Genomic DNA, 20,922 nt, shown 5'->3' with positions numbered 1-20,922 from the left:
TACGTATCCCGGAGTTTCGGAACATACGACTTGAGCGCGTCTTTGGCGTAGGACGTGAGCGTGTACGGTGTGACGATATCGTTGACCGCCGTTTGCGTGTCCGCGCCACTCTCGAAAGCGTCGTCAAGAGCGCGGCGGTACGTCGCCACGGTACGCTGAAGCCGGTGCTCTTTGTGCGCCGTTGGTGGCGCGAGCGTGGCTTGGAGCGTTTTCGTGGCGGTTGCGGTCACACTTCACAGTACAAGTTAGTAATAGTTTAGACTATCGAATCACTAATCAAGAATAGAAATGCCAAACCTCAACGTCGAAGTAAGACGAAGAATACGAACAGTTAAGCGAAGTGAAAGACGCTCACGGTCTCACGTGGCGTGGGTTGGTGATTCAAGGCGCGAAGGCCTTGGACACCGACGGGCCGCTCAAGTAGGACAGACAGCCGGGCGACACAGGTGCAAATGCCCAGCTAAACGAACGCGATTCCTCCCCGCCGTAAACGGCGGAGTTTCCTCGCTATCGCAAAGATGACTGGTATCGATGCACATCCGACGTCTCCACCTCGAAGCCGCGAACTCCGGCGAACTGGCCGATTTCTACGGCGAGCCGTTCGGTCTACCGGTCACCCGCGATGAACGAGAGGTCACTGTCTCGGTCGACGCGACCGAACTCGTCTTCTCGGAATCCGACGCAGACCCCTTCTACCATTTCGCCATCAACGTTCCCGAAAACCGATTTGAGGCGGCGCGCGATTGGCTGGCCGACCGAGTAGGCTTGCTCACGGACGAAGCGACCGGTGACACGGAATTTTTCTTCGAGTTCATGAACGCCCACGCGACCTACTTCGAAGATCCGGCGGGGAACGTCGGCGAACTCGTCGCCCGGCACGCCCTCGACAACGCGACGGACGAGGCGTTCGGCCCGGAACACCTGCTGGAAGTGAGCGAGATCGGTCTTCCGGTGCCGGACGTGCCGAGCGCGGTCGAAGCCCTCGAAACCAATACTGGCGTGGCTGCCTGGGAAGGCGACAGCGAGACGTTCCGCGTCCTCGGCGACGACCACGGACTGTTCATCGTCGTTCAGGCAGGGCGTGACTGGTTCGTTTCGGGACGGCCCGCCGAAATCCATCCCACGGAGATAGTCGTCGCTGATGAGCGTGCGTACGACTTCCCGAATCTCCCCTACCGCATCACTGGAGTCCGGTGAAAATTTCACCGCGTCAGTTCGCTCGTTCGACGGCGAGACCGCTCACGGAGTTGTGAACCACTCGTCTCGCTGTTCCGTGTATCCACGCAGGTCGTCCGCTCGCCAGAACATCACAAAATCCTGCGGGCTCGGCAGGGTGGTTGCGAACCAGCCGATGGTCGCCAGTGTGAGCGGTACGTTCCCGAGCGCCGTCGGGTCGGGAGCCGCGCCGAGCGCCACGAACGCGAAGGGCGTCAGCATGAGGACGGGACTCAGCGCGGCGAGTCGGAGGCCGCGAACCGACGTCGTTCGCGGAATCTCCGAGAGGGTCACGCGCGCCCACGACCCGCCGAGCAGGTCGACATCGACGCCCCCGCTCGTCCGCTCTGGAAGGTACTCTATCTGGCAGGAGACGCCGATGGCTCGCAGAAATCCGGCGTGAAGCGTCTCGTGGAGACAAGCGCCGACAGCGAGGTTCCCGAGCAGCCAACCGAGTGCCACGACGATCTCGGCCAGAGTCATTGGGACGACACGAACGGTCTGGTGTTCCGAGCCCGTGGTTCAGTCGAACGACGTGGTCTGTCGATATGCTACTGCTAACGTAGTCACACGCGCTGGGACACATACCGAGACTCCAGACAGTATCAGTGGTGGCAGCACCAGTCGAGGGAGGGTTACATGTGCAAGGATTTATAAATCCGCTTTCTGGGTAATGGCGACGGAACGATTATCAGGACGACCGTGGGGAGTTAATATATACCATGGAATTTGCCTGGCAATTCTTCGATGAACCTAGCATGGAATCCGAACTCCAGGGTGTCGTCGGGTATCTGCACCCTTCGGGGTACCGAACCGTGCCAAGAGTTCTCTGGCATACCCGGAAGATAGAAGCGCAACTCGCCGAGTCTGCTGGGCTTGTTGGCTATGCCCTGCGCGCCAATTTAGCCCAGAAGAAGTTCTGGGCGGTTGCTGCTTGGGAAAGCGATGAATCGCTCCAACACTTCGTGGAGAGCGACCCGCACGCGGGGATCAGAGCGTCGCTCAAACGGGAGATGAAGGAGAGTTGGTTCAAAAGATTCGATGTGAGCGGCGATGAAGTCCCACTGGACATCGATGAGGCTCTCGAGCGCGTTTGAAGCTAACTTAACAGACTGATTTCTAGAGTGACTGAGAAAAGGGTAGCGATGAGTCGATAGCAGCGCCTGCTTAGCAATTAATCCTCCTCGTTGCCGAGTATTCAGGACAACGCAGAGAATGTTTCGTAGAAGGTAGTCCCTCGGATCCCTGTCTCCAGAGAGACTACACTGCTGAATACGCGCCGTGTATCTTACAGCGGCTCAGCGAGTTTCCGAGCTGTTGTCACAAACAGTGTCTGCAGACAGAGCGTGGGTATGTCAATCGGTGCATTACCTCTTCGCCCCGGCAAATCTCCTCATCCCGGTAGCCATACTATTGGCCGTCATCACGGGAATCTTCACGCTCGTACCGCTGGTCGGCCGCTCCGTCGTCTACCTTGCCATTGCAGTGTTTCTCGCGCTGGGAGCGATTCAACGCGACCCGACATCTCTCTGGTACCCTGTGGTGTTCTTCCTGTTCATGACGTTAGCGTTCGACAACGTCGTCAGAACCTACATCCGGCCGTACCTCTCGGGAAAGATGTTCCACCTCTCACTCGTCATGTTCGCTTATTTGTTCGACCCGATCCTGTTCGGGTGGTACGGCATCTTCCTCGGCCCGCTGGTGATGGTCGTCGTCGTCCAGTTTCTCCAAGTCGTCGTTCCACACCTTCGCGGTGAGGAGACGACGTCCGGTCTCGACATCGAGCCGATGACCAGAGACACTGACGACCACCTCGACGATGTGATGAAGGGCGGTGAAGCCACTGACGGCGGCGAGTGAACTGCCTCGGAACACGCCGTCGGCCCCATCGATCCGATTCCGGACTTCATTCCGAAAGTAAGGTATCTCGACGAGTCAGTGGTGCTTCCCGGCGGTATAGCGATCGCCCTCTGGCTCATCCCGGACGAAATTCTGGACGAGTGCCGAGAGCAGGCTAGCGACGAAACTGATGTTTGACGCGCCCGGTGAATCGTGGTGACCATCGTGCGACTACTCTGGCTACTGGTCGGAATGCTGGCGATCCGCATCCTCACTAACTGGCTGTAGCCGGGTTACAGCACTCACTGCAATCGGCACGATACCCCGCCAGATACGAGCGTTGTATTCAGCACGGTCATTGAAACCCATCTCCGATGGAGAAGTTTCAACGAAGCCGATGAACTCGATTTGCTAGTCCATCAGCCCGTAGCCGCGTCGAAACAGGTAGGCGTCGAGGAGCATGAACGCCAGCGTCAGCCCCGACAGCACCGCGAGCGAGACGTTCGGGTTCACCTCGGAGACGCCAAGGAACCCGTATCGGATGCCGTTGACCATGTAGACCATCGGGTTGAGCAGGGTGAGATCGCGGAAGATACCCGCCGGGAGACTCTCCAGCGTGTAGAAGACGCCGCCGAAGAAGACGAGCGGGCGGACGATGAACTGGTTCATCATCGTCAGGTTGTCCCAGTCGTCGGCCCAGAGGCCGCCGACCACGCCGACGCTCGAAAAGAGGAGCGTGATGACCAGCGCGAACGCCACGAGGTAGAACGGCTGGACGACCCCGACCGGGGTGAAGAAGGCCCCGATGACGGCGATGAGGATGCCGACGAGCAGGCCTCGCGTCGCCCCGGCAACGATGTAGGCCGCGACCATCCGCGAGTACGACATCGGCGAGGTGAGCGTCTCCTCGATGTAGCGGTTCCAGCGCCCGTGGAAGATGGAAAACGAGGAGTTCTCGAAGGCGTTCGAGATGGCTCCGAGGACGACCAGACCGGGGAGGATGAATACGATGTACTCGACGGGTTCGCCCCGAATCTCCATGCCGCCGACGCGATTTCCGAGAACGACCCCAAACACCGAGAAGTACAGGACGTTCGTCACGAGCGGCGGGACGAAGGTGTTCCGCGGCCTGCGCAGAAAACGGAGAATCTCGCGCCGGGTGAGCGTGAGAAAGCCGGTGAGACTGCTCACTCCCGTTCACCTCCGTCGGCGACTGCCGCTCGTTCCGCTCGGTTTTCCTCCTCGGTGCGGGTCATCTCTACGAACACCTCTTCGAGCGAGGTGCGCGAGATGTCGAAGTGAACGATTTCGAACCCCTTCCGGTCGAGTTCGCGCACCAGTTCCGGCGCGAGGAGACCGGCCTCCCGCGCGGTGACGACGAGGTCGTCGCCAGACAGTTCGACCGACTCGAGCCTGTCGCGCCCGGCGGAGAGGTGCGGTGCGGACTCGGGCGGATTTCGCAGGGTGACGGTGATCTTGTCCGGGCCGCGACCCATCAACTCCTCGGGACTCGCCACCTCGATTATCTGTCCCGAATCGAGGATGGCGACCTCGTCACAGAGGCGCTCTGCCTCCTCGATGTAGTGAGTCGTGAGCAGGATGGTCGTGCCGCCCTCGTTCAGGTCGGTGATGAGTTCCCAGAGGTCGTGACGGAGTTGCACGTCCACGCCCGCCGTCGGTTCGTCCAGTATGAGCAGGTCGGGATCGGTGATGAGCGCTCGCGCCAGCATGAATCGTCGTTTCATTCCGCCGGAGAGCCAGTCGAAGCGCGTGTCGCGTTTGTCGTAGATTCCGACCCGTTTCAGCACCTCGTCCGCCCGCTCTCTGGCCTCGCGTTTCGGGATGTTGTGGTAGCCCGCCTTGTGCTCTAAGACCTCTCGGATGGGGAAGAATCGGTCGACGTTGAACTCCTGTGGTGCGAGCCCGATTCGATTCCGGGCCTCGCGGTAGTCGTCTTCCACGTCCGCGCCGAACACCTCGGCCGTCCCACCCGATTTCTTCACGAGTCCGACGAGGATATTGATGAACGTCGTCTTCCCCGCGCCGTTCGGGCCGAGCAGTCCGAAAAACGACCCCTCCGGAACGTCGAGTGAGACGCCATCGAGCGCCCGTACCCCCTCGTACTCCTTTTCTAGATTCTCGATACGTATCGCAGATTCCATCGAAAAACAGTAACGACCGGGCGGGATTAAGCCTGCTGAACTGGGTTAGAGGTTCGCAAACACGGCGTCGGCGTCGTCGAGATACGCCGTCAGGTGCTCATCGCCGTGAGCGAACGAGAGGTGATGGCGCTTGTAGGGATTCGGCGTGAAAAAGTGCCCCCGCTCGCGCATCCCCGCCGCGAACGCGCGGAACCTCGCCTCGTCCAACCCGAGCACGTCCTCGTAGGTTTCTGGCTCGCCGGTCACGCCGAACTGTACGCTGAAGATGCTGCGGTGGCCGACGACGCGGCCCTCGAGAGCGTGGTCGGCCAGCAGGTCACGCAAACCCGCGCGATATTCGTCACCGAGGTCGGTGAGATGGTCTTGGACGTCTTCCTCGACGATGGTGTCGATGGTCTCACGCGCCGCCGCCAATCCCGGAAGGCTGCCCGAGTAGGTGCCGCTGATGACGACGCCGGATGTGTTGTCGCCACTTGCTTGCGCCATGAGGTCTTCACGCCCGCCGACGGCGGCGACCGGATAGCCGTTGCCGAGGGCTTTGGCCACGCAGGTCAGGTCGGGGGTGACGTCGAACTCGCCCTGCGCGCCGTGGGGCGAGTGGCGAAAGCCGGTGATGACCTCGTCGAAGATGAGCGGGACGTCGTGTTCACGGGTCTGCTCGCGGAGTGTCCGGAGGAACTCCTGTTGGGGGAGTAGACAGCCCACGGAGTGGGGGACGGGTTCGAGGATGACGCCCGCGAGGTCGTCGCCGTGTTCGCGCAGCACGGCTTCGACGGCCTCGCTGTCGTTGAACGGGACGACGAGGGTGTTCTCGACGGCGGCCGAGAGCATCCCCGCCGATTCGGGATACTGCTCGCCGAGGTGGTCTTCGGGCGGGTAGACGCTCACGTCGACGTAGTCGTGCCAACCGTGATAGCAGCCCTCGAATTTCAAAATCTTCTCGTTGCCCGTGTGCGCGCGGGCGAGGCGAATCGCGTGATACGTGGCTTCGCTCCCGCTGTTGCAGAAGTTGACCTGATCGACGCTTGGCAGCAAATCGACCAGGCGTTCAGCGACCTCGACTTCCAGTTCGGTCGTCCCCGCGCCGTAGAGGACGCCGCGGTCGATGGCGCGGCGGGCGGCGTCGTCGACCGACTCGTGGGCGTGGCCGAGAACGATGGGGCCGAAACCCAGGTGGTAGTCGGTGTACGCCTCGTCGTCGACCGTCGTCAGGGTCGCACCCGCCGCGTGGTCGAAGGCGACCTCACCCGTCTCGTAGGCCTGTGCTCGTAAGCCGGTCTGGGCCCCGCCTGGGATGACCGCGCGGGCGCGGTCGACTAGCTCGTTGCTCCGCTCGTTTCTGTCGTGTTCGGAATGATGGTTCGACATGGCTGGTGGTTGGTCGTCTTGGAGACTGCGCTGCGTTCGAACGATGGATTCGGTTATCGATGGACTGCCGGTGTGGACAGGATCTATCACTCGTCCTCCTCGGTACCTGCCACGTGCTGAGTGACATTTCCGACGTTCATCGCGATCGCCAGCAGGATGGCGATGACGACGACGATGAACGTCGAGATTGCGTTCATCTTCGGTGCCGCGCCGTATTTGATCATCCCGTACATGTAGGTCGTGAGAACCGGTTTCACGCCACTCACGAAGTGTGCCCGGATGAAGTCCTCGAACGAGCGAATCCACGCGAACAGGAACCCTGCGCCGACCGCAGGGGCGATGATGGGAAGCGTGATGTCCCGGAACGTCGTCAGGGGGTCGGCACCGAGGTCGCGGGCGGCCTCTTCCAACGACGTATCGAACGTGTAGAGTCGGGAGGTCACGATGAGGAGGACAAACGGGAAGCCGTACATACTGTGGGTCAGAACGAGTGTAAGGAAGCCGGTTCTGAAACCCAACAGCGTCTGGAAGTAGATGAGCAACGCCATCCCGAAGACGACGCCCGGAATGATCATTGGCAGGATGCCGAAGGTTCGATATACCTCCTTGTACGGGAAGTCGTGTCGAGCGAGCGCGAAACTCGCCAGAACGCCGAGCACTGTGGCGATGATCGCGGACAACGTCGCCACGACGACGCTGTTTTGCATCGACAGTAACAGCTTCAGATCGGCGAACGTCGCGGAGTAGTGGGCGAGCGTGAAGCCCTTGAACGGAAAGATCGTACTGGAGTTGACGCCGAACGACAGAACCACCATCACCAACAGCGGAATCCAGAGAAACACCAGCAGTGCGCCTGCTACTGCATAGAGACCGTGGTGAAGGAGTCGCTCCTGGAGTCGGTTGTCGAACAGTGACGAGGTGCCGGTTTGGGTCTCCGTCTCACTCTGGGTCGCCACGTCAGACACCCCCCAGTTCGTCGATGCTCACGTAGCGGAACGCCAGTCCGAACGCGATGACGATCGAGACGATGATGAACATCGAGGCTGCACTCCCGTAGTCGATGGCGTACAGGGAGTTGATGCGCTTCTCGATGAGTATGCCTATCATCAACACTTTTCCACGACCGAGGAAACGAGGCGTGACGAACGCACCCAACGAGGGGACGAACACGAACAGGCTCCCGCTGATGATGCCTGGCAAGGTGAGCGGGACGATAATATCTTTGAGGACCGACAATCGGCTCGCACCCAGGTCGCGGGCTGCCTCGGTCAAGGAGAAGTCGAGACCGTCGAGACTGGCGTACAACGACAGGAGCATATACGGGAAGTACGCATGCGTCAGGCCGATGACGATGGCGAGCTTCCCGTAGTCGAACAGCCCGAGTGGCTTACCGATCAGGCCGAATTGCATGAGTGTACTATTGATGACGCCGTGCGGCCCGAACATCAGCAGCCAGGAGTACGCTCGCACGAGGTACATCGTGAAGAACGGAAGCAGAACGAGGAAGATGGCGATTTTGAACGTGCGGCCGTCTTTCCTCGCCAAGAGGTATGCTAGTGGAAACGCCAGTACCAGACAGAGTATCGTCGTCGCCAGCGCGATCGCGTAGGACAGCGTCATCGCCTGGAAGAACGTGGTCTGCCAGAACGGGCCGCTCCCCTGGAACAACTGCCCATAGTTCGATAACGTCGGTTCCCAGAGAATTTGATACGATTCGCTGACCTGCAGGAAACTCATGGTCATCGTGAAAGTGAGCGGTGCGAGCAACAACAGGAACAACCAGATGACGCTCGGTCCTAACGAAAGTCCTAGTCGTCGCTCGTCCGAGGAGAACGCTCTGACGAGTCGCTGGCGCGTGGTTTGTGAATCAGTTGACATAGTGGAATAAAAAACGGCAGCCGTCAGGCCGACTTGACCTCCTCCCAGGCCTTTATCCAGGCGTCCTCGTTCTCGACCGCTTTGAACGGGATGAACCCATCGAGCCGCGAGGGCTTGATCGAGCCGTACATATCGTTTTGCTTCTTTGAGAGCTGTTTTTGCGTTTCTGGGTTACAACTCGGCGAGTAGCCAACTTTGGCGAGTTTGGCACCGATCTTCGTCGAGATGTACTCGTTGACGACCTTCCAAGCCATCTCCTTGTTCTTCGATTTCTTCGAGACGGCGGCACCTTCGAACCAGGCGAGTGAGCCTTCTTTCGGGACGTAGATCTCCGGCCAGTCGTCGCCGTTGGCCCACATCTCGACGATCTCGTTCCGCCCAGAGAGACCGATAGTGTGGTTCCCCTGGCGGAGCGATTTGATGTACGTCGGGTCGGCAGAGATGTATCCGCCGACGAGTTTCTTCTGCTCGATGAGTTTCTGCTTGACCTTCTTGATCTGTTTTTCGGACAACGACACCTTCGGCCCCTCGAACGCGTCGGTGTATCCGAGCATAAGGGCGGTTGCGCTCATCGACTTGAAGTGATTGTCGTACATGACGATGTTGCCCTTGTGTTTGCTATTCCAGAGTTCCGAGTAGCTCTCTTTGGGACTCGATATCTTCCGACTGTCGTAGGAGACACCGTACCACCCGAAGCGGATGGGCACGCCGTAGATCTTGTCGCCGTCCGAGAACTGCGTGTTGGCGAACTCGTTGAACTTGCCGTACAGTTTGTCGAAGTTCGGGACAGCGTCCTTGTTCAGTGGGGCAATCTTCCCCGAGGCCATCAGCTTCGGGATATAGTTGTTGTTGGGAATTACGATGTCGTACTGTGCGTCCTGTCCGGAGTTGAACGCCGAGAACATCTTCGCGGACGAGGTGCCGACTTTCATCTGCACCTTCACGTCGAGTTTCTTCTCGATCTCGTCCTTGAAGTCCTTGTACTCTTCCCAGGTGTAGATATTGATGGTCGTGGTGCCGCTTCCACCACTGAAACTGGTGACACACCCTGTCAACCCAGTTGCGCCGGCCAATCCGGCTGACTGCAGGAATCGCCGCCGTTTCGTACCAGTACTCTGACCGTCACCACTGTCATCAAGTGGCATACCCATTGTAAGTAAGTCACGCGTATTAAAGTTATCTCAACACTATCGCATTCTGATTATATTAATTAGACCATTCTAATATACGCGTTAAGATTACTCCGATATAATCCATAGATTTAAGGTGTGTCACTATCAAGCAGTGTTCTATGGTAGCGGACGACACATCGCTGGTCGACCTCTCGAACGTCCGCAAGGAATACGGAGACGTAACCGCCGTCGACGGCATCGATCTCACGGTGCGACACGGCGAGTTCTTCTCGTTAGTCGGTCCGTCCGGCTGCGGAAAGACGACGACCCTCCGGATGATAAGCGGGTTCGAGACTCCCACTGCCGGGATGGTAGCGATCGATGGAAAGGACACGGCCGGAATCCCACCCGAGAAACGCGATACGAACCTCGTCTTTCAGCATCTCTCGCTGTTTCCCCACATGAGCGTCGGGAAGAACGTCGGCTACGGACTCCGCAAGTCGGGCCTGAGTCCTAGCGAGATTTCCGGTGACAAGTCCGAAGGGGAGGTCAGAGAGGAGAAGGTCGAACGGTACCTCGAACTCGTCGACCTCGGTGGGTACACGGACCGCAATCCCGGCGAGCTCTCGGGCGGCCAACAGCAGCGTGTCGCGCTCGCCCGCGCACTCGTCAACGAACCGAGCGTACTCTTGCTGGACGAGCCACTGTCGAGTCTCGACCGAAAGTTGCGAAAGCAGATGCAGGTCGAACTCCGGAAACTCCACGAGAAGACCCAGGGTGCGTTCTTCTACGTGACACACGACCAGGAGGTGGCGATGACACTCTCCGACCGTCTCGCGGTGATGAACGAGGGGAAGATCGAACAGGTCGGCACACCTGAAGAGATCTATCGTCAGCCGGCGACGCCGTTCGTGGCGGATTTCATCGGCGATACGAACCTCTTGTCCGGCGTCGCTCGCAACGAGGGCAATCGTTCGGTCGTCGAAGTCGGCGGCGAACGCGGCTTCCAGTTCACGACCGACACCACCGTCGATGGAGCAGTCACCGTCTCCGTCAGGCCGGAAGATTTCGCCATCAGCGACGACGGAATCGGACTTCGTGGGTCGGTCGTCGAACGGTACTTCCAGGGCGACCAGACCATCTACACGTTCGAACCTGAGGCGAGCGAACTATCGACCATCGATATCGTGATACAGGGTCATCAGACGCCGGTCGACACGGGTGACGATGCGACGTTCGAGGTGACGGACGGCGCCCCTGTCGTATTCGAAGGAACCGCCTGACAGCACGTGGAGGAGTAGGGATGTCCAATCACGACCTCGACGAGACCGACTTGAAGATACTCGAATCGATAGACGCGACCGGCGAGATAGACGCAGAGCAGCTCAGTGAGCGACTCGACGTGAGCACCTCAACCGTCTACTATCGCGTCGAACAGTATCGGGAGATGGGGTTGTTCGACGGAAAGATAGCCGATCTCGATCCGGGCGAACTCGGATTCGAACTCACTGCCATCACCGAAATCAAGAGCAATTACGGACCGGGGTACGACGACATCGCCGACGAACTCTCGGAGCTATCCGGAGTCGAACAGGTGTATTTCATGCTCGGCGAGATGTCGTTCATCGTCATCTCCAAGGTGCGCGACCACGACCACCTCCAGCGACTCATCGACGACATCATCCACACCGACGGTGTCAGCGACTCTGCGACCAACATCGTGCTCCGAGAGTTCAAGAACGAGTCGCGTCTACTGGTGAACTACGACGACGCCGATCTGCAAGCCATCGTCGAGTAATGGAGGACGAGAGACGATCGCCCGAGTATCCGACATCGACGATCTATCGAAAACCGTCGGGATTCGACGTCTGGACGGCTGGCGTCTTCGCGCGACGTATCGTCGCTCGGCCATCTCGACGCGCCGGTCGATGGTGACAGACCCCGCCACGGGACTGTGGACGAAATTGGGGCAAGTATCCAAACACATAAATCGGAGGGTTCACTGGTAGTGGACGATGGCGACGGCGAACTCGGAGGCAGGGCCGAACGCTGAGTTAGTGGACGCAGTCGAGGCTGTCTCCGCCTCGGTCGAACGAACGAAACGACGCGAACTCGACGAAGCGCGCCGGTCGCTTCGTCGGGATGGTTTGACTGCAGAACAACACCGACTCGTGGCGGAGCTAGCGGAGACGATAACGACGCGGCTCACCGCCGAGTCGCTCGAGTCGCTTCGAGTCGCAGCCGAGTGTGGTGACCGACGAACGGTCGAGACCGGCGCGCGACTGTTCGAGCGTGACGCGCCGTCCGAGCGCCGATGAAATGATAGACTTTCCATTCTCGATACGATGAAACGAAAGAACAAGCTACTCTTCGGGGGAATCGGTATCCTGTTGCTCCTCTCGGTTCTCGCAGCGACGACGATGAACGCGACGACGACGTTCGTCACACCGACCGACGTTCGAGACGGCCAGTACGAGGGCGAGTGGGTCAACCTCGAAGGCCGCGTCACCGACCTGCAAACGTCGGACGGACGTGTCACGTTCCGGGTGGTCGACAACAACACCTCGGTAGCGGTCGAGTACGAGAAACAACTGCCGGAGACGATGCAAAACGGCCGGGTCGTCGTGGCCAAGGGCGTCGTCGAGGATGGAAAACTCGAAGCCAGGGAACTCTCCGTCCGTGCCCACGAAGGGGGCGAACGGCCCGAGTCGTCGAAGTAGGCCGCCACCACAGCACCCCGTGACCGGGTGTCACGTGTGAGTTCGACGATGGACCGACCAACGAGACTGTCGATACGACACTGTCAGATATGACGACCATCGAAGTAGACGGATTGACGAAGCGCTTCGGACGGGCAATCGGGATACAGGACGTGAGCTTTCGCGTCGAGGACGGCGAGCGCGTCGGCCTGTTCGGCCCCAACGGCGCGGGGAAGACGACCATCCTCCGCATCCTCGCCACGCTAGCGACGCCGACGCGAGGTCGCGTACTCGTCGACGGCGACCCACTGACTCCCGACAACGCCGCCATCCGCAGTCGAATCGGCGTCGTCTCCCATGACACGATGCTCTACGAGGGATTGACGGCGCGCGAGAACCTCCGTCTCCACGCCCGTGTCCACGGCGTCGACGACGGCCGCTGTGAGCGCGTTCTCGAACTGGTCGGTCTCGGTGCCGAAGGGAGTTCCGACCCGAGCGAGTTCTCACACGGGATGCGCCAGCGCCTGTCGTTCGCCCGGGCGCTCCTGCACGAACCAGACGTCCTGTTGCTCGACGAACCGTACTCTGGACTCGACCGCCGAACGATGGCCGATTTTCACGACGCGTTGGACGCTGTCGGCGCTCGAACCGTCGTGATGGCGACTCACGACCTCGAACGCGGATTCACCCACTGCGACCGTGGACTCGTCTTGGACGGTGGAACGGTACGACGCGACGTCGCGTTCGACGAGTTCGAGACGTCGACGGACTTCGTCGACTGTTACCGACGGACGCTCGGCCTGGAGGAGACGGCGTGACCGCCAGCACATTCTTCCGGATCGCCGCCGAAGTCGCCAGAAAGGACTTCGTGGTCGAACTCCGCTCGAAGCGCGTCAGCAACACCGCTCTGGCCTTCGCACTGCTGGTCGTCGTCATCTTCGCGTTCAGTTTCGCACAGTCGTTCGTCGACCTCGGGACCATCGGCAGTGGCGCGCTCTGGATAGCGTTCGTCTTCGCCGGAACGTTCGCCGTCATCCAGGGTGCCGTCGTCGAAGAACAGGATGCGGCGCTCGACGGACTGTTGCTCGCGCCGGTCGACCGCTCGGCCATCTACGTCGGTAAGGTCGCGAGTTCGACCCTGTTCATCGCCGTCGTCGAACTGTTCACGCTCGGCTTCGTCGGTCTCTTCCTGGATTACACGCCGCCAGTTTCGACGCTGCCGATGCTCGTCGGCGTCATCGCCGCTGCGTCGTTCGGTTTCTCCGCCGCTGGCGTCGTGTTGTCGCTCCTGACGGTGAAATCACAGCTTCGAGAACTCCTGTTACCGCTGTTGCTCGTCCCGCTGGTCGTGCCGGTGTTGCTCGCAGGTATCTCGCTCACGCGAACTCTCACCACCGGCGCCGACGGCGGGTCGTGGTTCGTGCTCTTGTTCGCGTACGACGGCGTGCTCTTTCTCGCCGGTTTCGTGACGTTCGAATACGTCGTCGAAGGGTAGTCAGAGCGCCCGATACGCGAGGATTCCGCCGAGGACGATGCTCAAAAACGACAGGGCGAGGACGGCGACCGGGAACTCCGAATCACCGCTCTCGTTCGACTCGGATTGGTTCGCTGCCGACGTGGTCGTCTGCCTGGCGTCTGTGGGGACGTTCACGCGGAGCTGGTCTCCGGACTGGATGGCAGTCGCGTTGGTCAGCATCGGGAACGGTGCGTTCCCCGGTCGGAGGTTCGAGGAGTGTGAGACCATCGAGAGGTTGTATCCCCGGAGCGTGACCGCGACCGTATCCGTGTCGTGTCTGACCGTCTTGTCGAACGTTCGACCGTCGAGTTGATACGCGACGCCGATGCGCGTCGAATCGTTCGCGGCGACCGTCGCGTTGACGACGACGCTATCGCCCTCCGTGGTGAACGACGTCCGTTGGTCACGGTACATCGCGCCGGTCACGTTCGCTCCTTCGGGGAGTCCGACGTGAACCTTCCCGGCGAACGGGCGGTCTCCGGTGTTGTTTAGCGTGAGCGTCTCGACGACCGTCAGCCCCGACGCATTCCTGCGGGGCGATATCTGGACGACGTGGCTCGCGGGATTTCCGCCGGAAACCGTGAGGTTCGATTCGTTTGCCGTCGGTTCGCGCGCGACGAATCGAACGTCAGAGGCGTTCGCGCCAGTCGTGATGGTCTTTTTGTGCGGGACGCCAGCCCGCTGCATCCGGAGCGTGTAGGTCGTGTTCGGCTTCAACGGTCCGATGTCGAACGTTCCGTTCTCCGACGCGTTTATCTGCGCGACGGGCGGGCCGCTCGGACTCAATAACAGGAGACGGGCGTTCGAGATGGCCGACCCGTTCTCGGTCACGACGCGACCGGAGATAGACGCCCCCAGTTCGAAGGAGACGTCGGAGGTGTTCTGCGTGAGAACGTAGTGTGAGAGGCCATCGTGCTGGAGACGAACGTAGTAAAGCGGTGCCTTCGTGACGTTCTTGGCATTGAACGAGCCGTCGGAGACGGTCGCGTTCACCGCCGTACCGGCCCGTCGATAGGTCTTGTCGAGTGGCGTCACCGTCACGGTGTCGCCGTTTGCCGTTCCGTTTTCGACGCTTACCGTCCCCGATACCGATACCGCGTTCTGGGCCGCACCACCCGCGGCGGGGACCGTTACGATGCTAGCGAACAAGACGACGAGCGTAAGTGTGAGTCGTTTCATTGATGTAGTCAATCTGATGTCTGTTTGTCGAGTTGTGCTGTAGTCTTTGACGAACGAACGGACATCGTCCGGAGGCCGTGTACCGGGTCGAACAGGAGGACGAGCGTCATCCCGACGAGCAAGAGCGCGACGCTCAGGCGAATCGGGGTCATCAGCGGGATGCGCTTTACCGTTAGCGACGCCGTCCCGTCGTTGAGTGCCGCGATGACGTAGGTGTCGTGTGTGAGTCCCCGGTCGATGAGCACGTCGCGGACCTCCATGTTCCCCTGTTTGAGATACTGGCGTTCCCCCACGGTTCCGGCGGCGATTTGCTCTTCGTTGCGATAGACGCGCAGGTCGAGCGACTTCACTTCGACGCGCGTCGTGTCGAGCGTCGGTGGGGGGTTCGAAACGGGACCGACGTTCCGGGCGTCGGTGAGGACGACGGCCTCGGTTTGCGGAACGTAGTTCCACATCACCACCCCTTTGGCGACGATTTCCTCACCACGCGAGAACGTGACGTTGTCTTGACTTTGTCCCGTCAGACCGACCCAGAGACCGGAGTTGTCGAGCTGGACGACGGTCGCTTGTGGCCCCCGTCTGATGGCAGTCACCGTCCCGTGGATCGACCGCACCGTTCCGTTCATCGACGACCCCCGGGAGAGCGCCTGTTGACTCGACAGCGCCGACTGCCGCGGGTCGGGGTTCTTCGGGAGCGTGGTCTCCGAGTAACTCGTGGCCTGGACGGCGTACTCGGAGTTCGGCACCCGGTGTGCGGTCGTGTCGGCCCGGGCGTCCTGGACGATAACCGACGACTGGGCCGTAAAGAGGTACGTGAACGCGAGCGAGACGATGAGTATCGCCACGCCGAGGTGGATGAACGTGATACCGAGTTCTTTGAGCTGGAAGTCACGTTTCGTTCCGGGGATGCGGTCGAGTCCACGCTTCAGGACGGCGATACAGACGTAGGTCGCCGGTGGGACCACCGAGAGCGCACTGGCGTTACCGACGAGTCGGTAGACGAGCGCGTCGTTCGAGGAGACCGAGGCCAGACGCCACGCCTCCGTCGGTGCGAACAGTGCCCCGAGAAGCGTCGCACCAGTGAAGATGCCGAGTGCGGTGAGACTCCGTTTTCGCCCCTCGACGTCGTAATCCATGTAGAATCCGAGCAGGAGCATGGTGACGAGCACCACCGGATAGCTCCACAGGTTGTAGTATTTCGCGTTGACTTCGACCTCGATGCCGGTCGTCAAGTCCCGGAGCAGGGGGAAGGTGAGCCCCCAGATGGAGACGAACGCGAGCGTTCCCAGCATGAGTACTGCGAGGTGCAGCAGGTTCGACCGGGAGATCATCGACTCGTCGCCGCTCGTCTCCTCCTCGTCGTCCTGTTGGAGGAACCAGTAGGCGAGCGGAACGACCACGCCGAGAGCGGAGGTCACGCCCATCAACACCAGCAGCGACAGACCAATGCCGTCCTCCGCGAACGAGTGGACGCTTCGGAAGACGCCGCTGCGAACCACGGAGGTGGTGTAGATGGCGAGTGCGAACACGGCCGCCGTCATCGCCGGTGCGAGCACCGTGTAGTTGCGGCTGGGTCGGTAGTTCGTGACCGCGTGGAGGGTCGCCGTGAGGAACAGCCACGGGATGAAAATGGCCGTCTCGACGGGGTCCCACGCCCAGATGCCCCCCCAGCCCAGCACGGTGTACGACCACAGCGCACCGAGTGCGACGGCGCCCGTGAGGAAGAGCCACGCGATACGGAGCCAGCGGAGCACGCTCCCGAACCAGTTTTCGAACAGTCCACCGTGCCCGCGCAGCAACGAGACGAAGTGGGCCGCACCGATGGCGAACGGCATCGTCAACAGTGCGTAGGAGACGAACATGACTGGCGGGTGAATCGCCATGTACGGGTCGACGAGAAGCGGGTTGAGTCCCCGTCCCGTGGCCGGGACGAAGTCGGCGGCGGCCTGTGGGAACTCCTGACCGACGGTGTCGAACGGGCTCTGAGCGAGCAACATCCCGACGAAGTAGGTGACGATACCCATCGTGAGTCCCTGAACGAGTTTTCGGTCCCGGCCGACGACGCCGCGAAGCCGCGCCGCCCAGAAGGCGACGATGGCGGCGAGCGTCGCCCAGAGGAGGACCGACCCTTCGTTTCCGGCGTATACGCCGGTAAGCCGGTAGAGGAGGGGAAGGTAATCCGCCGTGTTGTTCCAGACGTACGCGTTCGAGTAGTCCGTCACGACGAACTGGTACGTGAGATAAGCGAGCGACGTAGTGAGCAGTGCGGCTGTCGCGCCGACGAGCGGCGGGACGTAGCCAGCGAACCGTTCTTCCTCGTACAGGTAGTCCCGGCCGAGAAGCACCGTCGCGGCGAGGCTCGCTGCGAACGCGAGGAAGACGAGGACGTGACCGGGCGTCATTGTTTGTCTCTCCGTTGGGCTTTTTCGAGGTACGTGATGAACGCGTCTTTCTTCGCGTATCCGTTGATTTTCACGAGTTGTTCACCCTGCGGGGTGACTGCGACGTGTTGTGGTGGATAGTTCGCGTTGTACCGTTGTTTCAGGCGCGCCGCCGATTGGCTGTTGTCGTCCAAGTTCACGGCGACGAGGACGAACTCGTCGAGGTGGTTTCGAACTGCAGGGTCTGAGTACACCTTCTGGTTGTAATCCTCACAGTACGTACACCACGTCGTCCAGAAGTAGACCAAAAGCGGCTTGTCCTGCTCTTGGGCCACCTGTCGCGCCTCGCTGAAGTTGGTGTGCCACTGGGTACCTCCGTGATACGAGTAGGAGTCGTCACTCAGCACTGGCGCGGCGTTCATCGAGGAGTACCCGATCCCCAATAGCGCCACGAGAAACAGCAACGTCAGAGCTTTTCGTGGTGTCATCCGACTACACGTTGTTCCGGATGCGCCAGTTAAATATTGTACGCATTTGGCGACATCGTCCACGACCAGGTGGTAGTATCCGGAGGTCGAGATGACAACCGACGTAACGGTGGCTGCGCTCCTGTCGAATATTTCTCATTCGCTCGTGATTACATCCATACATTACGAGTGGCTATCACGAACGTTTAATATCCATGCGGAAATAGACGCCAAGTACAATACTGTGAATATGGACACTGCTACGAAGTCGTACGTCGGTGCGAACGAATTGTCGGGGTCTAACTCTCGGAGGAGTCGACCGTGACGCGCCGATTGGCGTTGGCCTCCTTGGCGTTCTGTCTCGTTCTCGCTGGCTGTACCGCTCCGATGTTGTATCGAGAGGACACGAGCCAGGAAGGCGAAATCAAACTGCCGGGTGACTGGCCGGGGTACGAGTGGTTCGACAAGGACCTGCGCGATAAAGATCTCCGATATCACAACGAAACCGCGGGGAAAGAAGTCGCGTTCGTCCCCAAGAAGATGAACAACTCGACGCTGCCGGAGAACGAACACAGACGCGAGCTGGTCAAGTACGGACGGAAACTGTTCGCGAACACGTCCGGTGAACTACCGAACAAGACTGGAACGAGTCGAATGTCCTGTGCGAACTGCCACGGTGGCGGGTCGCTTCCCACCGCGAAAGGGATGGTCGGACAGGATATCGACATGATTCCGCTCGTCGGGACGGCCGCAGGCTATCCCGAGTGGACGGGTCGAACCAGCCGGATGCGCGACATGCGACAGCGCATCCAGGGATGTTTCCTCCGCAGCATGAACACTGACCCGGAGAACATCCCCGCCTACGACAGCCGCGAGATGCAGGCGATGGAAGTGTACCTCGTCTGGCTGGCGAAAGGAACGCCGGTGCAGAAAGTTCCCTACTGGCGACACATCCGCAAGCCTGAAGGTGACGAAGAGGTGCCAGTTCCCAACATCAACCCGGTCCGAGGTGCGGAACTCTACCTCGAGAACTGTGCGTCCTGTCACGGCAAAGATGGACAGGGCACGCCGGGGCAGTACCCGCCGCTCTGGGGGCCTGATTCCTTCAACGACGGCGCAGGTATGGGTCGCGTGTACACCGCTGCAGGCTTCATCCGCGAAGCCATGCCGTACGGGTCGGCTCACGAACTGACCAACTGGCGTGACGTGCAGGACGTCGCCGGATTCATGAACGCCCACGAACGGCCGCATCTCGCCCGCCAGCCGAAAGACTGGTCTGCGGACGGTCCGCCGGACGAGGCCGTCTACTACAAGCGGGTGCAAAACCGGTTCGGCTACGACATGAACCCGATGCGCAAGAAGCTCCTGTTGGCCGGCATTCCGGTCGGCACCGAGCCACTCCAGAAAAGCGACATCCCGAACAACGTCCGACGCTACAACGACCCACTCCGTGACGCGTCGGTGAACAACTCCTCGAGCGCGAACAACGCCTCGGCCACGAACGACCGGCAGGCACTCACGGACGCGCTCGAAGGAAAAGCGTCTCAACAGGCGTCGTAGTCGCAGATAGCTTCGAACGACGTTTTTTCAGCTCCGAATGACGATGGTCGATACACCCGGTACGGTCGCAGTGTTTCTCGCGGGAGTGTTCACTATCCTGACGCCCTGCTGTCTCCCGATGATTCCGCCGATGCTCGCCGGAAGCGTCGGCCATCGGCTACGACCCCTCTCGCTCGTCCTCGGCAGCATCAGTTCGTTCACCGCCCTCGGGGTCGTCACGGGTGTCGCCAGCGGTATCACGCCGGACACGTTCCGAGGGCCGCTGATGTTGCTGATGATCGGATTCGGCGCGATAATGGCAGACGACGATATCCACGCGCTGTACTCGAAGTACGCGTCCAAGGTCGCGGGGCGGGCGACGGAGCTGACGGGAGTCGTCTCCGAGACTCGACACCCGCTCGCCAGTGGGTTCCTGCTCGGCTTGCTCCTCGGAGTCGTCTGGCTCCCCTGTGTCGGCCCGATTCTCGGCGGCGTGCTCGCGTACGTCGGCACGACCGGGAACGTCGCCCGGAGCACGTCGCTGCTGTTCGTCTACGGCGTCGGCTTCTCGCTCCCGCTCCTGGGGGTCGCGTACGGGAGCAAACACGGCGGTCGGTCGGTCGTCGGTGCCGCGATGAAAAACCGGCGTCCCGAACGACTCCGAAAGGTGGCCGGATACGTCCTCGTCCTCACCGGGGTTGCGATGTTGTTCGAACTCGACAAACTCCTGATGACGCTGCTCACGTAGTTCGATGACGCTGCTCACGTAGCCGTCGACCGTCGGCAGACGAACGGGAAAAGCTTAGAAGCACGAGTGCATTGCTGTGTATAGATTAGTGACATGCGTACACTATCTTCTGGACTCGGAGTCGTCGTCCGGACCCTTCATCGGGTCATGTGGAGCAGCATCGTCAGGTGGGGGACGCTGGTCGCCGGCCTCCTCTCCATCGGACTCGTCTTCGGCGTCGCATCGAGTACGATGTACGGCATCCAGCACGGCGCGAATCTCATCGCGTACTGGCACATCTCGCTGGCGTGGACGAGCGCGGTGGCACTCGGCGCGACGTTTCTCGGTAGCGTGCTCTACCTGCGGTACGACGGCCGGTTCTGGAATCGCCTCGCACACAGTGCGGGTGAAATCGGGTTCCTGTTCGCCTCGCTGACGCTCGTCACCGGGAGCATCTGGGGGAAGGTCATCTGGAACTCCTGGTGGGAGTGGAGCGACGTGCGACTCGTGACGTTCCTCATCGTCTGGCTCGTGTACGCGGGCTACCTCGTCGTCTACTCGTCGACCGAAAACAGTAGCGACGAGAAGTTCGCGGCCGTCTACGGCGTCATCGGGTTCATCACGGTTCCCATCTCGTACACCGCGACGCGACTCTGGACGCCGACGTTCCACGAGACGACGCTCGCGAATCCGAACGTGAGTGCGAACATCGACCCGCTCACGCTCGTCGTCTCGCTCGTCGCGGTCACGCTCCTCTACACGTACCTGATGGGCGTGCGAATCAAACTCCACGAGGTCGAAGACAAGGTACATCTGGCGAAAAGCCGTACCCGGAGATAA

At 60.6% G+C, this 20,922-nt stretch carries 22 protein-coding genes and 1 pseudogene; 12 read left to right on the top strand and 11 right to left on the bottom strand.

The annotated features are described in order from the left end of the window. Positions 1–230 (bottom strand): annotated as a pseudogene (locus ACR3FF_RS02145) (hypothetical protein); the annotation flags it as partial. Positions 231–531: 301 nt separating this feature from the next. On the opposite strand from ACR3FF_RS02145, the gene ACR3FF_RS02140 reads away from it, so the two are divergent. Beyond that, positions 532–1,197: a VOC family protein gene (locus ACR3FF_RS02140; protein WP_458185621.1), complete on the top strand. Its 666-nt coding sequence runs from the start codon at positions 532–534 to the stop codon at positions 1,195–1,197. Positions 1,198–1,239: 42 nt separating this feature from the next. Here the strand turns inward: ACR3FF_RS02140 and ACR3FF_RS02135 are convergent, their stop codons facing one another. Then, positions 1,240–1,698 (bottom strand): hypothetical protein, encoded by a 459-nt coding sequence (locus ACR3FF_RS02135; protein ID WP_458185619.1) that lies wholly within the window; start codon positions 1,696–1,698, stop codon positions 1,240–1,242. A gap of 239 nt (positions 1,699–1,937) precedes the next feature. Between ACR3FF_RS02135 and ACR3FF_RS02130 the strand changes: the two genes are divergently transcribed. Then, on the top strand, positions 1,938–2,312 hold the full coding sequence (locus ACR3FF_RS02130) for a hypothetical protein (RefSeq protein ID WP_458185618.1): 375 nt from the start codon (positions 1,938–1,940) through the stop codon (positions 2,310–2,312). 265 nt (positions 2,313–2,577) lie between these two features. Next, positions 2,578–3,075: an AI-2E family transporter gene (locus tag ACR3FF_RS02125; protein ID WP_458185616.1), complete on the top strand. Its 498-nt coding sequence runs from the start codon at positions 2,578–2,580 to the stop codon at positions 3,073–3,075. A gap of 390 nt (positions 3,076–3,465) precedes the next feature. On the opposite strand, the gene ACR3FF_RS02115 is transcribed toward ACR3FF_RS02125, so the two are convergent. The 6 genes from ACR3FF_RS02115 to ACR3FF_RS02090 all read right to left on the bottom strand — a co-directional run bounded on the left by ACR3FF_RS02115 (position 3,466) and on the right by ACR3FF_RS02090 (position 9,607). Then, the gene (locus ACR3FF_RS02115) at positions 3,466–4,245 is read right to left on the bottom strand and encodes an ABC transporter permease (protein WP_458185614.1); all 780 of its coding nucleotides are present in this window, start codon (positions 4,243–4,245) and stop codon (positions 3,466–3,468) included. Beyond that, positions 4,242–5,216, bottom strand: coding sequence for an ABC transporter ATP-binding protein (locus ACR3FF_RS02110; RefSeq protein WP_458185613.1), 975 nt, complete (start codon positions 5,214–5,216; stop codon positions 4,242–4,244). The genes ACR3FF_RS02115 and ACR3FF_RS02110 overlap by 4 nt, the downstream gene beginning before the upstream one ends. 45 nt (positions 5,217–5,261) lie before the next feature. Beyond that, positions 5,262–6,584 carry an aspartate aminotransferase family protein gene (locus ACR3FF_RS02105; RefSeq protein WP_458185631.1) on the bottom strand — a complete coding sequence of 441 codons (1,323 nt, stop codon included), beginning with the start codon at positions 6,582–6,584 and terminating at the stop codon, positions 5,262–5,264. Positions 6,585–6,670: 86 nt separating this feature from the next. Then, the gene (locus ACR3FF_RS02100) at positions 6,671–7,540 is read right to left on the bottom strand and encodes an ABC transporter permease (RefSeq protein WP_458185612.1); all 870 of its coding nucleotides are present in this window, start codon (positions 7,538–7,540) and stop codon (positions 6,671–6,673) included. A gap of 1 nt (position 7,541) precedes the next feature. Further along, positions 7,542–8,462 (bottom strand): ABC transporter permease, encoded by a 921-nt coding sequence (locus ACR3FF_RS02095; protein WP_458185609.1) that lies wholly within the window; start codon positions 8,460–8,462, stop codon positions 7,542–7,544. A 23-nt stretch (positions 8,463–8,485) separates the two neighbouring features. Beyond that, positions 8,486–9,607 carry an ABC transporter substrate-binding protein gene (locus tag ACR3FF_RS02090; protein ID WP_458185607.1) on the bottom strand — a complete coding sequence of 374 codons (1,122 nt, stop codon included), beginning with the start codon at positions 9,605–9,607 and terminating at the stop codon, positions 8,486–8,488. 146 nt (positions 9,608–9,753) lie between these two features. Between ACR3FF_RS02090 and ACR3FF_RS02085 the strand changes: the two genes are divergently transcribed. From ACR3FF_RS02085 to ACR3FF_RS02060, 6 genes are all read left to right on the top strand, one after another. Beyond that, on the top strand, positions 9,754–10,857 hold the full coding sequence (locus ACR3FF_RS02085; RefSeq protein ID WP_458185606.1) for an ABC transporter ATP-binding protein: 1,104 nt from the start codon (positions 9,754–9,756) through the stop codon (positions 10,855–10,857). A gap of 20 nt (positions 10,858–10,877) precedes the next feature. Further along, positions 10,878–11,372: an Lrp/AsnC family transcriptional regulator gene (locus ACR3FF_RS02080; RefSeq protein ID WP_458185604.1), complete on the top strand. Its 495-nt coding sequence runs from the start codon at positions 10,878–10,880 to the stop codon at positions 11,370–11,372. A gap of 217 nt (positions 11,373–11,589) precedes the next feature. Then, complete coding sequence (locus ACR3FF_RS02075) at positions 11,590–11,892, top strand: hypothetical protein (protein ID WP_458185602.1); 303 nt, start codon at positions 11,590–11,592, stop codon at positions 11,890–11,892. Positions 11,893–11,919: 27 nt separating this feature from the next. Further along, the gene (locus ACR3FF_RS02070; RefSeq protein ID WP_458185600.1) at positions 11,920–12,294 is read left to right on the top strand and encodes a cytochrome c maturation protein CcmE domain-containing protein; all 375 of its coding nucleotides are present in this window, start codon (positions 11,920–11,922) and stop codon (positions 12,292–12,294) included. Positions 12,295–12,383: 89 nt separating this feature from the next. Next, the gene (locus ACR3FF_RS02065; protein ID WP_458185598.1) at positions 12,384–13,091 is read left to right on the top strand and encodes an ABC transporter ATP-binding protein; all 708 of its coding nucleotides are present in this window, start codon (positions 12,384–12,386) and stop codon (positions 13,089–13,091) included. Further along, positions 13,088–13,768, top strand: a complete 681-nt coding sequence (locus tag ACR3FF_RS02060; RefSeq protein ID WP_458185597.1) for a heme exporter protein CcmB — start codon at positions 13,088–13,090, stop codon at positions 13,766–13,768. Before ACR3FF_RS02065 ends, ACR3FF_RS02060 begins: the two co-directional genes overlap by 4 nt. Here ACR3FF_RS02060 and ACR3FF_RS02055 read toward each other — a convergent pair whose 3' ends face one another. From ACR3FF_RS02055 to ACR3FF_RS02045, 3 genes are read right to left on the bottom strand one after another with little or no spacing between them, the layout of a single operon-like run. Then, the gene (locus ACR3FF_RS02055; RefSeq protein WP_458185595.1) at positions 13,769–14,968 is read right to left on the bottom strand and encodes a carboxypeptidase-like regulatory domain-containing protein; all 1,200 of its coding nucleotides are present in this window, start codon (positions 14,966–14,968) and stop codon (positions 13,769–13,771) included. Positions 14,969–14,976: 8 nt separating this feature from the next. After that, complete coding sequence (gene ccsA, locus ACR3FF_RS02050; protein WP_458185593.1) at positions 14,977–17,370, bottom strand: cytochrome c biogenesis protein CcsA; 2,394 nt, start codon at positions 17,368–17,370, stop codon at positions 14,977–14,979. Next, entirely contained in the window at positions 17,367–17,837 is a 471-nt protein-coding gene (locus ACR3FF_RS02045) for a thioredoxin family protein (protein WP_458185591.1), read from the bottom strand. The genes ccsA and ACR3FF_RS02045 overlap by 4 nt, the downstream gene beginning before the upstream one ends. Before the next feature lie 300 nt (positions 17,838–18,137). Between ACR3FF_RS02045 and ACR3FF_RS02040 the strand changes: the two genes are divergently transcribed. The 3 genes from ACR3FF_RS02040 (at position 18,138) to ACR3FF_RS02030 (ending at position 20,922) form a co-directional block, all read left to right on the top strand. Then, positions 18,138–19,376 (top strand): c-type cytochrome, encoded by a 1,239-nt coding sequence (locus ACR3FF_RS02040; protein WP_458185589.1) that lies wholly within the window; start codon positions 18,138–18,140, stop codon positions 19,374–19,376. A 43-nt stretch (positions 19,377–19,419) separates the two neighbouring features. Continuing rightward, the gene (locus ACR3FF_RS02035) at positions 19,420–20,103 is read left to right on the top strand and encodes a cytochrome c biogenesis CcdA family protein (protein WP_458185630.1); all 684 of its coding nucleotides are present in this window, start codon (positions 19,420–19,422) and stop codon (positions 20,101–20,103) included. 93 nt (positions 20,104–20,196) lie between these two features. After that, complete coding sequence (locus ACR3FF_RS02030) at positions 20,197–20,922, top strand: cytochrome c biogenesis protein (protein ID WP_458185588.1); 726 nt, start codon at positions 20,197–20,199, stop codon at positions 20,920–20,922.

It is taken from the genome of Haladaptatus ordinarius (genome assembly GCF_054177595.1).
This window is presented reverse-complemented; position numbering and strand designations above follow the sequence as displayed.